General features: G+C 69.1%; 12 protein-coding genes. 2 read left to right on the top strand and 10 right to left on the bottom strand.

Features of this window, described 5'->3' with window-relative positions; translation table 11 throughout:
- Positions 1–72 precede the first annotated feature (72 nt).
- Entirely contained in the window at positions 73–930 is an 858-nt protein-coding gene (gene truA, locus ACWAT3_RS07325) for a tRNA pseudouridine(38-40) synthase TruA (RefSeq protein ID WP_460797119.1), read from the bottom strand.
- A gap of 28 nt (positions 931–958) precedes the next feature.
- Positions 959–1,327, bottom strand: a complete 369-nt coding sequence (locus ACWAT3_RS07320; protein WP_460797729.1) for a winged helix-turn-helix transcriptional regulator — start codon at positions 1,325–1,327, stop codon at positions 959–961.
- 93 nt (positions 1,328–1,420) lie between these two features.
- Between ACWAT3_RS07320 and ACWAT3_RS07315 the strand changes: the two genes are divergently transcribed.
- Complete coding sequence (locus tag ACWAT3_RS07315; RefSeq protein ID WP_460797117.1) at positions 1,421–2,272, top strand: SDR family oxidoreductase; 852 nt, start codon at positions 1,421–1,423, stop codon at positions 2,270–2,272.
- Positions 2,273–2,377: 105 nt separating this feature from the next.
- On the opposite strand, the gene ACWAT3_RS07310 is transcribed toward ACWAT3_RS07315, so the two are convergent.
- On the bottom strand, positions 2,378–4,786 hold the full coding sequence (locus ACWAT3_RS07310; RefSeq protein WP_460797115.1) for a beta-L-arabinofuranosidase domain-containing protein: 2,409 nt from the start codon (positions 4,784–4,786) through the stop codon (positions 2,378–2,380).
- A gap of 134 nt (positions 4,787–4,920) precedes the next feature.
- Between ACWAT3_RS07310 and ACWAT3_RS07305 the strand changes: the two genes are divergently transcribed.
- Positions 4,921–5,739 carry an NAD(P)H-binding protein gene (locus ACWAT3_RS07305; RefSeq protein ID WP_460797113.1) on the top strand — a complete coding sequence of 273 codons (819 nt, stop codon included), beginning with the start codon at positions 4,921–4,923 and terminating at the stop codon, positions 5,737–5,739.
- A gap of 45 nt (positions 5,740–5,784) precedes the next feature.
- On the opposite strand, the gene ACWAT3_RS07300 is transcribed toward ACWAT3_RS07305, so the two are convergent.
- The 7 genes from ACWAT3_RS07300 to ACWAT3_RS07270 form a co-directional block, all read right to left on the bottom strand.
- Positions 5,785–6,792 (bottom strand): sugar phosphate isomerase/epimerase family protein, encoded by a 1,008-nt coding sequence (locus tag ACWAT3_RS07300; RefSeq protein WP_460797111.1) that lies wholly within the window; start codon positions 6,790–6,792, stop codon positions 5,785–5,787.
- Positions 6,793–6,867: 75 nt separating this feature from the next.
- Entirely contained in the window at positions 6,868–7,842 is a 975-nt protein-coding gene (locus ACWAT3_RS07295) for an NAD-dependent epimerase/dehydratase family protein (protein ID WP_460797109.1), read from the bottom strand.
- Positions 7,843–7,886: 44 nt separating this feature from the next.
- Complete coding sequence (locus ACWAT3_RS07290) at positions 7,887–8,927, bottom strand: L-idonate 5-dehydrogenase (RefSeq protein ID WP_460797107.1); 1,041 nt, start codon at positions 8,925–8,927, stop codon at positions 7,887–7,889.
- Positions 8,927–9,694, bottom strand: coding sequence for a glucose 1-dehydrogenase (locus tag ACWAT3_RS07285; protein WP_460797106.1), 768 nt, complete (start codon positions 9,692–9,694; stop codon positions 8,927–8,929). The genes ACWAT3_RS07290 and ACWAT3_RS07285 overlap by 1 nt, the downstream gene beginning before the upstream one ends.
- A gap of 19 nt (positions 9,695–9,713) precedes the next feature.
- Entirely contained in the window at positions 9,714–10,760 is a 1,047-nt protein-coding gene (locus tag ACWAT3_RS07280) for a D-2-hydroxyacid dehydrogenase (RefSeq protein ID WP_460797104.1), read from the bottom strand.
- Positions 10,757–11,974: an aspartate transaminase gene (locus ACWAT3_RS07275; RefSeq protein WP_460797102.1), complete on the bottom strand. Its 1,218-nt coding sequence runs from the start codon at positions 11,972–11,974 to the stop codon at positions 10,757–10,759. The genes ACWAT3_RS07280 and ACWAT3_RS07275 overlap by 4 nt, the downstream gene beginning before the upstream one ends.
- Positions 11,971–12,657: a 4-carboxy-4-hydroxy-2-oxoadipate aldolase/oxaloacetate decarboxylase gene (locus tag ACWAT3_RS07270; protein ID WP_460797100.1), complete on the bottom strand. Its 687-nt coding sequence runs from the start codon at positions 12,655–12,657 to the stop codon at positions 11,971–11,973. The genes ACWAT3_RS07275 and ACWAT3_RS07270 overlap by 4 nt, the downstream gene beginning before the upstream one ends.
- Between the last annotated feature and the right edge of the window lie 9 nt (positions 12,658–12,666).

The raw sequence follows: 12,666 nt of genomic DNA, 5'->3' as shown, positions 1-12,666 counted from the left end.
GAGGTGCACGCGCAACTCCTGCGCGAACGTCGTCGTCCGCTCATCTGCCGGCTCCATGGTGTCCCTCCCCCGCTATCCGGACGTCGAGGCGTCCCTGTCGCGCCGCGCCCTGGTCTGCTCAGCACGGGTGGCGAGCAGACCATCCGCCGGGTACCCGACCTCGGTGAGCGTGAGCCCCCGAGCGGCGAGCACCTTGAACTCGCTCGTGCGCACCAGCGCGTCGCGCAGCGTCACGAGGTCCTCGACATCGAGCCGCCCTTCGCCGACGGCGGCGCATGCCCCGACGAGCGCGCGCACCATGCTGTGGCAGAAGGCATCAGCCTTGACCTCGGCCACGAGGATGCCGTCGTCGTCCCGGTGCCACCGGTAGTCCAGCAGCGTACGGATCGTCGTCGCCTCCTCGCGCGCCTTGCAGTACGCGGCGAAGTCGTGCAGTCCGATGAGCGTCTGCGCCGCGGCATCCATCGCGTCGGCATCCAGCCGGGACCGGATGCTGGTCGTGTCGTTCCTGCGCATCGGATCGAAGCCGGAGACCTCGTCAGCCAGCCGATAGCGGTAGCGGCGCCAGACGGCGGAGAATCGGGCGTCGAATCCCTCGGGCGCGAGCGACGATCGCGTCACCGTGGCGTCCGGGTACGCGCCGAGCACGCCGCGCATACGGCCGGCGACGGATCCTGCGGGGTCATGCGCCGCCCTGCCGTGGCGTGCTTCGATGCGCGCCCACTGCTGCTCGTCCAGGTCGACGTGCGCGACCTGTCCGCTGGCGTGCACCCCGGCATCCGTGCGTCCAGCGACGATGAACTGCACCTCGGAGCCGACGATGCGCGCGAGTGCCGCCTCGAGCGTCCCCTGGACGGTCCGCAACCCCGGCTGCTTCGCCCAGCCCCGGAAATGGGAGCCGTCGTAGGCGATGTCGAGGCGGATTCTCACCCGCCCAGCCTAGGACAGGCGGCCGATGTCAGTCCGCGCGACCGATCATCGCGTCGGCGTGCGCGGCGATCCACTCCATCAGCGGCAGCATCCGGTCCATGAGGTCGCGACCGAGCGGAGTGAGGCTGTACTCGACGTGCGGCGGCACGGTCGGGAAGGACTCGCGGTGCACGAGGCCGTCGTCGGCCAGCGTGCGCAGCGTCGAGGCGAGCATCTTCTCGCTGATGCCGTCGACCTCGCGGCGCAGCTCGCCCCACCGGCGGGTGCCGTCAGACAGCGCGGAGAGCACGAGCACTCCCCACTTGCTCATCACGTGGTCGAGGACGACACGCGTGCTGCACCCCTGTTCGAAGACGAGAGGCGTCGTCTCCTTCATCTGCGCAAAACTCACCATGATGTAGGTACCTTACCTGAAAGTGGGTACCCTCTCGATGGAATGTTCCGATCGGTCGCTGCGGTTGTGTCAGGTGTCACCACGAAAGGACACTTCATGACCATCCTCGTCACCGGAGCCACCGGCCAGCTCGGCCGCCTCGTCATCGACAGCCTGCTGGAGCGCGGCGCCTCCGCCGAATCGATCGTCGCCGGCGTGCGCGATGAAGCGAAGGCCGCCGACATCGCGGCCCGCGGCATCCGCCTCGCCGTCATCGACTACAGCACCCCGTCGACGCTCGACGTGGCCATGGCCGGCGTCGACTCCGTGCTGCTCATCTCGTCCAGCGAGGTCGGCCGACGGGCAGAGCAGCACCAGGCCGTGATCGACGCCGCCGTGAAGGCGGACGTCACGAAGTTCGTCTACACGAGCGCACCGAAGGCGACCACCTCCGACCTGGTCCTGGCGCCGGAGCACAAGGCGACGGAAGAGGCCATCGCGGCCTCCGGCCTGCCCGCGGTGATCCTGCGCAACAACTGGTACACCGAGAACTACGCGCGCGACCTCGCGACCGCTGCCGAGACCGGCACGCTGGCCGCCGGTGTCGGCGAAGGACGCGTCGCATCGGCGAGCCGCAAGGACTTCGCGGATGCCGCAGCGGTGGTGCTGCTCGAGGACGGCCACATCGGCGAGATCTACGAGCTCGGGGGCGACGTGGCGTGGACGTACGCCGACCTCGCGGCAGCGTTCTCGGAGGTCACCGGCCGCGAGGTCGTCTACCAGCGGATCTCGTTCGACGAGCAGCTCGCTGCGCTGACGGGTGCAGGGCTCGATGAGGGCACGGCAGGTTTCGTCGCGGCGTTGGATGCCGGCATCCGCGACGGCGCACTGGCAGAGACCGATGGGACGCTCGCCCGTCTGATCGGCCGCCCCACCACTCCGCTGCTCGAGGGACTGCGCGCCGTCTGAGCCCGCGCTCGTCGAGCGACCGAACCAGGGTCGGAACGCGGTCACCGCGTTCCGACCCTGGTGGCTCCGCCGAGCTCGCTCAACGAGCAGGACAGGGCTTCCCGCTCACCGCACGAGCGGGCCCCGCAGCGTCCGCACGCCGTAGACGCCGCCGACGGGCGTCCCGCCGACGCTCTGGAACCGGACGGTGACGATCGGGATCCGCTGGCCAGCGGCATCCTGCGCGAAGCCGCCGTGCTGATCGCGCTTGATCCCATGGGCCGCGAGCACGTCGCGGGGGATCTCGTCGACGCGCTCGTAGAGCGAGCCGTCGCCGTGCGGGTCCTCGACGCTCTCGCGCCGGAACAGCTCGCCGTTCAGCAGCACATCGAACGTGCGCCCGGCATCCTGCCCGCTGTATCGGATGCCCAGCAGGTTGACGTCCGCTTCGGGATCGACGATCAGCTCGTACTCGAAGAAAGCGTCCGCATCGGCCGCGGCCTCACGGTACTGCGCACCGCTGCGCACCCCGACGGCCGACGCGTGGAAGCGGTGGTTCTTGTCCGCCTCGGAATTGTTGTTGTCGAACGAGGTCAGCGCGTCGATGATGTCGGAGCCGGCTGTCGCGGCATCCGATTCCGCACCGCGCGCCACGAGCGTCACGTAGGTGGCGTAGCGGACCCCGTACTGGCTGAAGTACGGCTCCCAGACGAGCGCGGCCGACGCGTCGTCGACGTTCCGCATCCCGAAGCGCAGCCCGCCGTCCTTGCCGTCCGGGATGCGGACGAGGTGGTCCGCGATCGACTGCTTCCACGACGCGGGGTCATCGACGACGACTTCGCCGGTGAGCGAGCGGTCGGCGACGCCCATCTCCACGAGCACGCCGGCGGTGTACGTCGCGTCGATGTTCTCCCGGCTGAGCTCTGCCGCGAGCAGCACGGGGCCGTAGGTGAACGCGACCCAGTTCTCGTTCTCGGTGCCGTCCGAGATCCGGATCTCCGCAGGCAGCGTGTACGTCACGTCATCGCCGGCGGACACGTCGACGGCGAGGTATCCGCCGTTCGCTTCGGCCACGACCGGACGTCCGTTCACCGCGAGCGTCGGCGCCTCGGCGACCCAGGACGGCACGCGCAGCCGGAGCGTGACCGACGCCGGCCCGCCGTCCAGGCTCTCGACGCGGAAGCGCACGATCTCCTCCCGCGGAACGTCGGCGTCCTGCGTCAGGCGCAGATTCCGCTCCGTCATCCGGATCTCGCTCGAGACGAACCTGTTCACGACGACCGTGTCGGCGTCGAGCACGTAGATGCCGTCGGCGAGCTTGGTGAAGCTTTCGATCCCGGTGCCGTGATCGCACCAGAACTGGTCGTACGGCTGGCCGAACACCTTCGCGTAGCCGGCCCGCTGCGGCTGGAAGTAGGTCACCATGCCCGTCTCCGGGTTCTGGGACGCGAGGATGCTGTTGAGGAACGCCTGCTCGTCGTAATCGGCGTAGCGGACGTCGCCCGTCAGCGCGAACAGCGCCCGGCTGAGCTTGAGCATGTTGTACTCGTTGCAGCCCTCGGCCGTCGAGTTCTCGCCGTAGCCGGTCACGGCGCCGTTGTTCGCCCGCGCGTACAGCGTTCCCGGCGCGTGGAAGTGCTCGGATTGACTGTTCGCGCCGTTCGCGTAGGTGTGATCGTCGATGACGATGCGCCAGAAGTTCTCGGCCGCGGCGCGGTGCATCTCGAGGTCCGCGTCGTCATCGGCACGTGCCGACAGCACCGTGTACCGCTTCAGTGCGCCGACGAGCTTCGGGATCGTGGTGTTGGCATGCCGTCCGGCCAAGATGTCGTCGCCGGCCGCCAGGCTCCGGAAAAGGTCGGTCTCATCGAACCGCTCGGCCGCGCGGCGGTGCACCGGGTCCCTGGTGATCGCGTAGAGCCGGTAGAGCGCCTCGTTCATACCGCCGTATTCGGTGTCGAGGATGATCGCCGGCTCCTCCAGCGCGGCGGCGTACGTCTCGATCCAGCCGCCGAATCCGCTCGCCACGCGCAGGGCGGTCGCACCGATCGCCGCTGGCGCGTACCGATGCGCATCGAGGAGACCGGCGAGCACCTTGTGCAGGTTGTAGAACGGCACGAGCAGGCCGTCGCCGCCGCTGGGCAGCAGGTCGGGTGAGAACGGGGACACGTAGCCCGCAGAGTCAGGATGCGCCGCCGCGTACGCCTGCTGGCAGCGCTCCAGCCCCTGGACGGCGGCGCACAGGCGCTCGAGGATGCGCTCGCGCGTCGCGGCATCCTCACTGGCCGCGTACGCCTGGGACAGCGCGGAGATCACGTGCCCGAAGAAGTGCCCCTGGAACCGGGTGCCCTCTTCCCGCTCCCAGCCGCCGTAGCCCTCCGGCGTCGTCGGCGGAAGGCCGGCGAGCCGGTAGAAGGAGAACAGCAGCCGTTCGGGATCAAGATCGAGCACGTAGTCGAGTGTCTTTTCGGCGGCGTTGCGGAGGTACGGATCCCGGATGGTCACGTCTTCGAGACGGGCAGGTGCAAGAGGCATGGCTCCGATCCTGCCATGCCTGTGACCGGTCACGGTGCTCATGACCGGTTCTGGAGAGAGCGTTCGCTTTGCGGACAGTTTCTGTCCTGGATGCCGAGCAGACTGAAGCCCTCAACCGATGAAGGGAACTCCTCATGACGATTCTGGTGACCGGAGCGACAGGCAACGTGGGACGGCACGTCGTGGCGCAGCTCGCCGAGCGAGGCGAGAGCGTCCGCGCGCTCACCCGCACCCCCGAACGGGCGCAGTTCCCGGACGGCGTGGTCGCTGTGCAGGGCGACCTGACCGATCTCGACAGCATGCGCGCCGCCATGGCGGGATGCGAAGCGGTGCACTTCATCACCTTCGACGGGGCGACGGGCGCACCGCTGCAGAACGGCGCAGACCTCGTGGCGCTGGCCGCGGCATCCGGCGTCCGTCGCATCAGCGTGCTCGGCGGCTGGGTCGAGAGCACGCTCGAACCGGCGCTGCGCACCGGCACCGTCGCCTGGGCGCAGCTCGCCCCGGTCGAGTACATGACCAATGCCCTCGAGTGGGCTCCCGAGGTCGCGGAGCACCGACGGGTCCGCACGCTCGCCGACTGGCCGAGTGCGATGGTCCACGCCGATGACATCGCGGCGGCGGCGATCGTCCTGCTGACCGAGGACGGGCATGACGGTCAGCTCTACTATCTGACCGGTCCGGAGGCGCTGACACCGGCCGAGCGCGCAGCCCGGCTCGGAGAGGCGCTCGGCGAGAGGGTGGAGTGGATCCACCTCGACGAGGACGAGGAGATCGAGCGGCTGCGCGCGCTCGGCCACGACGAGGAGTACGTCGCGTTCGGCCTCGAGCTGGCGAAGAATCCGCCGGAGGTCGGGCAGACCGTCCAGGACACGGTCACGCGGCTCACGGGACAGCCGGGTCGCACCTTCGCCCAGTGGGCGCGGGAGAACGTCGAGGCCTTCCGCGGGTGACGAGTGCGAGCGGGCCCGGGTTTCATGCTCCGGGCCCGCTTCGCCTCAGTCGGTTCGGGTGGAGAAGGCGGCGTCGAAGGCCGCGGCCGGTGGAGTGATCGCGTTCAACTCGCGCACGAACGCCAACGCCTCCGGAGCACCCTGCAACCGGTCCATGCCGGCATCCTCCCACTCCACACTCGTCGGCCCCTCATACCCGATCGCGTTCAACGCACGGAACAACGGATGCCACGGCACCTCACCATGCGCCGTCGACACGAACGTCCACCCGCGGCGCGGATTCGCCCACGGCAGATGCGAACCCAGCACCCCGTTGCGCCCGTCCAGGTTCGTCACCGACTCCTTCACATGCACATGGAAGATATGCGGCGCGAAATCCAGCACGAACGCCACCGGATCGAGCTGCTGCCACATGAAATGCGAGGGATCGAAGTTGATCCCGAAACTCTCCCGATACCCGATCGCCTCCAACGTGCGCTTCGCCGTCCAATAGTCATACGCGATCTCGGACGGATGCACCTCCAACGCGAACCGCACCCCGACCTCCTCGAACACATCCAGAATCGGATGGAACCGGTCTGCGAAGTCCTGATACCCCGCCGCAACCCACTCGTCGGACGCGGGCGGGAACATGGCCACGCCCTTCCAGATCGACGACCCGCTGAACCCCACCACCGTCCTCACACCCAGCGCGGCGGCCATTCGGGCCGTCATCTTGAGCTCCTCGGCTGCCCGCTGCCGGACGCCCTCCGGGTCGCCGTCGCCCCACACCCGATCGTTGAGAATGTCACGATGACGCTGATCGATCGGATCATCGCACACCGCCTGTCCCGCCAAATGATTCGAGATCGTCCACACCTTCAGCCCGTTCCGCTCGAGGATGTCGCGACGCGACTGCACGTACTCCTCGTCATCCCAACGGGCCACATCCAGATGGTCGCCCCAGCAGGCGATCTCCAGCCCGTCATACCCCCACTCCCCCGCCAGCCGAGCCACCTCCTCGAACGGAAGATCAGCCCACTGCCCCGTGAACAACGTGATCGGACGCGTCATATCCAGCTCCTTCGCTCGATTGGTGTACTTCTGGTGTCTAGGCCGTCGGCGGCGCCGTCGACTCCCGGCTCTGAACTACGCGAGCAGCCGCGCGAAGAGCTCGTCCATCGCCGGGTCGACCCGCTGCAGCTCGGGGTGCGCGTCGTGCCAGTCGATGATCTCGCGCGCGGCGTGATGCAGCGCTGTGGTCGGGCGGAAATCCGGAACCACGCTGCGGATCTTCGTGTTGTCGAACACGACCGAGTGCGCCATGTCGCCGGTCAGCTGACCGGCGCGCCCGGGGGCGGCCTGCTCGATCGCGGCGCTGGTGGCGTACCGGATCTTCGGCTCTGCGCCTGCCGCGCGGCCGAGGATCGCGTAGATCTCGTTCCAGGTGTAGACGAAGTCGCTGGTGATCTGGAACGTGTCGCCGTGCGCGAGCGGGTTGTCGAGCAGCCCGACGAAGCCGACCGCGAAGTCGCGCGCGTGGGTCAGCGTCCACAGGGAGGTGCCGTCTCCGTGCACGACGATCTCCTCGCCTCGACGGATGCGGTCGATCGCCGTCCAGCCGCCGAACGCCGGGATCGTCCACTTGTCGTACGTGTGGGACGGACGCAGCACCGTGACGGGGAACCCGCGGTCCCGGTACGCGGCCGACAGCAGATCCTCGCAGGCGATCTTGTCCCGCGAGTACCGCCAGTACGGGTTGCGCAGCGGCGTCGACTCGGTGATCGGCAGCCGCGCGACCGGCTTCTGATACGCCGACGCCGAGCTGATGAAGACGTACTGCCCCGTCCGCCCCTCGAAGCGGTCGATGTCGCGCTGCACCTGCTCAGGGGTGAAGGCGATCATGTCGGCGACGACATCGAACTCGCGCCCGGCGAGAGCGGCGTCAACGGCCGCGGCATCCGAGATGTCCGCCGTGAGCACTTCCACGCCGTCGGCCGGCGCGCGACGCGACTGCCCCCGGTTCAGCAGCGTCACCTCCATGCCGCGCTGCGCCGCAAGGGCGCTCGCCGCCGAGGAGATGATTCCGGTTCCACCGATGAACAACACCTTCGTCGCAGACATGCTCAGCACTCTATCGAGACGAAGGCCCTGTGCGGGCCGACGGGTCAGTCCGCCGAGTCGAACGCCAGCAGCACCTTGCTGGAGACCGTGGGATCCGCGGCGAGCGCGAACGCCTGCTCGACCGCATTCCACGGTTCGACATGACTGACGACCGGCGAGATCGCGAGCGATCCGTCCGCCAGCGCACCGATGACCTCGTCGATCTCGTCGTTGAAGCGGAACGATCCGAGCAGATCGAGCTCGCGCGCGATCGCCAACGAGATCTGCACCGGCTGCGGGCCGCTCGGCAGCAGCCCGACCATGGCGACCGCACCACCGCGCGATGCACCGCGGATCGCGATGTCGAGCCCGCTGTGATGCCCGGAGGACTCGATCACGACGTCCGCGTCGATCGCGGCGACATCGGCCGCATCCGGCTGCTTGAGAACGCGGTCGGCGCCGACCTGCTTCGCGATCTCGAGCGGCCGGTCGTGCAGATCCACTGCCGTGACCTCGCTCGCGCCGCGCGCCTTGAGCACGGCGATCGCCAACAGCCCGATCGGCCCGCAGCCGACGACGAGGGCGGACAGTCCCGTCACATCGCCGAGGCGTGAGACGGCGTGCCACGCGACGCTCGCCGGCTCGATGAGTGCCGCCTCGCGCAGATCGATCTCGTCCGGGAGGACGCGGAGCATCCGCGTCGGCAGCGCGATCTGCTGCGCGAACGCTCCGTCACGATGCGGGAATCGCGCCGCGGAGCCGAGGTAGCCGCCTCCGGAGATGTTCGGCCGGTCCGCGGGGTGGCGCACGTACTCCTTCGCCGGCGTCGCCGGATGCACGGCCACGCGGGCTCCGGCCCACGGGCCGCTGCCGTCCGGAGCGGCCGTGCGGACGACGCCGACGACCTCGTGGCCGAGCACCATCGGCGCCTTCAGGATCGACTCCCCCGCCGCACCGTGCCGCCAGTAGTGCAGATCGGAACCGCAGATGCCGCCGTAGACGACGTCGATCACGGCTTCGTCGGATGCCGGGACGGGCGAGGGGACCTCGTCGATGCGCAGGTCTCCTGCCTCGTGGATGACGATCGCGTGGTTCTGGTCGCTCATCACACCACCGCCGTCATTCCGCCGTCGACGAAGACGACCTGGCCGGTGACGAAACGCGAGGCATCGGACGAGAGCCACACCACGGCACCGCCGATGTCCTCCGCTTCTCCCCAGCGACCGGCCGGCGTGCGGCCGAGCACCCACGTGTTGAAGGCCGGGTCGTCGACGAGCGCCTGGGTGAGCTCCGTGCGGATGTAACCGGGGGCCACGCCGTTGACGCGCACGCCGTGCGGCGCCCACTCGGCCGTCATGGCCTTCGTGAGGTTGCGCAGCCCGCCCTTGGCCGCCGTGTAGGCGCCGATCGTGGGGCGGGCGAGGTCGGTCTGCACCGAGCAGATGTTCACGATCGCCCCGCGTCCGCGCGGAATCATCGCCCGCGCGACCTCGCGGCCGACGAGGAACGCGCTCGTGAGATCGGTGCGCAGCACGCGGTCCCAGTTCTCGAGACTCACATCCAGCATCGGCTCCCGGTGCTGCACACCGGCGTTGTTCACGAGGATCTCGATCGGGCCGGCTTCGTCGATGGCGCGGATGCCGCGGGCGACGGCATCCTCGTCGGTGATGTCGAAAGCCGCAGAGGACACGGCATCCGCACCGTATTCACCCGCGATCGCCGCAGCCGTGGCCTCTGCGGCCTCGGCTCCTCGGCCGTGGATGACGACGTGCGCACCGGCATCGAGCAGCGATCGTGCGATCGCCAGGCCGATGCCTCTGCTGGATCCCGTCACGAGCGCGCGGCGCCCGGTGAGATCGAAAGGATTGGTCATGTTCGTGTCCTCTGCGTGCTCAATAGAATTCGACCGTATCGACGACGTTACGCAACGGCGAGCCGTCGAGGAACCGCGTGGCGTTGTCGGCGAACAGTTCGGCGATGCGGCGATCCTCGAGATCGGTCAGCGCCGCCGTGTGCGGGCTGACCAGCACGCGCGCGTGAGCCCACAACGGGCTCTCCGCCGGCAGCGGCTCGACCTCGAACACATCGAGGGCGGCGAAGCCGACCTTTTCCGATTCGAGGGCAGCGAGCAGCGCGGTCTCGTCGACCACTGTCCCGCGGCCGACGTTGACGATCGTCGCGCCCGGACGCAGCGCCGAGAAGAACTCGGGTCCGATCAGGTGATGCGTCGCGTCCGTCCCGGGAAGGGTCGTGACGACCGCGTCGACCTGCCCGAGCACCTCGGCGACGTCATCCGGATGCACGGTCCGGGCGACGCCTCGCGCGCTGGCTCCCGACCGCGAGGTTCCGATGACCGTCATCCCGAGGGCGGCGAGCTTGGCCGCGACCGACGAGCCGATGCCGCCGAGACCGAGCACGAGAACGGTCTGCTCCGACAGTTGCGACATCATCCAGCGACCGCCCCATTCCCCGGCGCGCTGCTGGGCCTGCAGCCGGGGGAGGTGCTTGGCGCCGGCGAGTACGCCGAACACGGCGAACTCGGCGAGCGCGTCGCCGTGCACGCCGGCGGACGTCGTGAAGACGACGCGCTCGAGCTCCTCAGTGGTGAGGCCTGCGGCGCGGACCTGACCGCCGCCGCCTGCGGCCATCGTGTGCACCCAGCGCAGCCGCGGATTGGCGCGGACCGTGCGCGCGAGCGCAGCGGGATCCACATCGGGGATGCCGTACAGGACGTCCGCGCTGTCCAGCATCGCTTCGTAGGCCGCCTGCTGCGGCGGGGTCCGGGTGAAGGACGGGTCACCGGAGAAGTCGGCGGGATGCCGCATCGGCGGCAGCAGCGTCTGATCGACGATCAGATCGATCCGCGGCTCGAGGGAGGTGAGCAGCGCGCACAGCTCGGGCGCCAGGGGGGCTGCGACAGCGACGCGGAGCGCGCTCATCGCAGCGCTCCGACGGCTGCGGCGATCGCCTCGACCGCGTCGGTGATGGTGTCCAGATCCGTCGCGAAAGAGATGCGGAAGCACGGGGACTGCCCGTACGCCGACCCCTGGATCACGGCGACTCCGGCCTCATCCAGCAGGTGCAGCGTCACGTCCTGATCGTTCTCGAGAACGTGTCCGTCGCTCGTGCGCCTGCCGATCAGGCCCGCGCAGTCGACGTAGAGGTAGAAGGCGCCGTCCGGCACCACGGGCGTGAGCCCGTCGATGGCTCGCAGCCCAGCCAGTGCCGCGTCGCGGCGAGCACGGTAGACGGGGACGGAGTCCGCGATGAAGTCCTGCGGACCGTCCAGAGCCGCCGCGGCGGCCGCCTGGCTGATCGAGGACGGGCACGACGAGGTCTGGGACTGCAGGGTGTTGATCGCCCCGACGAGAGCCGGGTCTCCGGCGGCATAGCCGAGGCGCCACCCGGTCATCGCGTACGACTTCGAGACTCCGGACACGACCAGCACACGATGGCGGAGATCGGGTGCGACGGCCGCGAGGCTCGGCGCCGGAGACCCGGTGAACGAGATCTCGCTGTAGATCTCATCGGAGAGGACCGAGACCGCTGGGTGGCGCCGCAGGACATCGGCGAGACCCGCGAGCTCCTGCTCGGTGTAGACGGCACCGCTCGGGTTGCCTGGGCTGTTCAGGATCAGCCAGGTCGTGCGCTCGCCGATCGCTTCCTCGAGCGCGTCAGGGGTGAGCTTGTATCCGGTCTCCGCGGACGTCGGAACGATGACGGGCGTGCCCTCGTTCGCCCGCACCATGTCGGGGTACGACACCCAGTACGGCGCGGGGATCAGCACCTCGTCTCCGGCATCCACCGTGGCCATCAGCGCGAGGAAGATGACCTGCTTACCGCCGCCGCCGACCGTGAGTTCGGCATCCGAGTACTCGATGCCGTGCGTGCGGCGGAGCGATCCGCGGATCGCCTCGCGCAGCCGCGGGGTGCCGTTGACCGGGGTGTACTTGGTCTCCCCTGCCGTGATCGCGTCGATCGCGGCCTGCTTGATGTGCTCGGGCGTATCGAAATCGGGCTCTCCGACCGTGAGGTCGAGGATGCGGCGGCCGGCCGCCTTCAGCTCGCGCACTCGGGCGGCCGCCGCCGTGCTCGGCGAGGGGTTGATGCGCCCCAGCCTCGCCGCGGCGCGGAAGGAGGAGGACGGGGTCATGAGGCGTCCTCGATGTCGGTGGTCAGGCCCTTCGCCTTGAGCACATCGGTCAGGTTGCACAGCTCGATCGTCGTGCCACCGGCCCAGTACTTCTCGATCAGCTCCGCCTCGTGCGCGTCACGGGCGGCGGAGAGCTCGGCGACTTCGCGCGCTTCCTCACGGCGGACGACGACGACGCCGTCGGCATCGCCCTTGACGATGTCACCCGGACGGATGTATTCGTCGCCGAACACGACGGGCTGGTTCAGCGCGCCGAGGGTCTCCTTCACCGTGCCCTTGATCGACACGCTTCCGGAGAACACCGGCAGGCCGAGCTCGCGCAGCTCACGGGTGTCGCGTACACCGGCATCCGTCACGAGCGCCGCGATCCCCTTGGCCTTGCAGGCGTTGCCGAGCACGTCGCCGAACATTCCGGCCTCGGAGAACTCCCCCGCCGCGACGATGAGGACGTCGCCGGGCTGGGCGTAGTGGATCGCGACCTGGAGCATGAGGTTGTCGCGGGGGGCGCAGACCACGGTGAATGCGGAGCCGACGAACGAGCTGGCGTCGTCGATCGGCTTGATGTGCGAGGAGACGGCGCCGCGGCGTCCCTGTGCCTCATGGATGGTGGCGGCGGTGAACTCGCCCAGCCGTGCGATGTCCGCGGCTGCGGCCCGTTCGATCTTCGTCGTGACGTGAACCATGGTGTTCTC

It is taken from the genome of Microbacterium sp. GXF0217 (assembly GCF_054798195.1).
The sequence above is the reverse complement of the archived record's forward strand: the minus strand, read 5'-3'. Positions and strand labels throughout refer to the sequence as shown.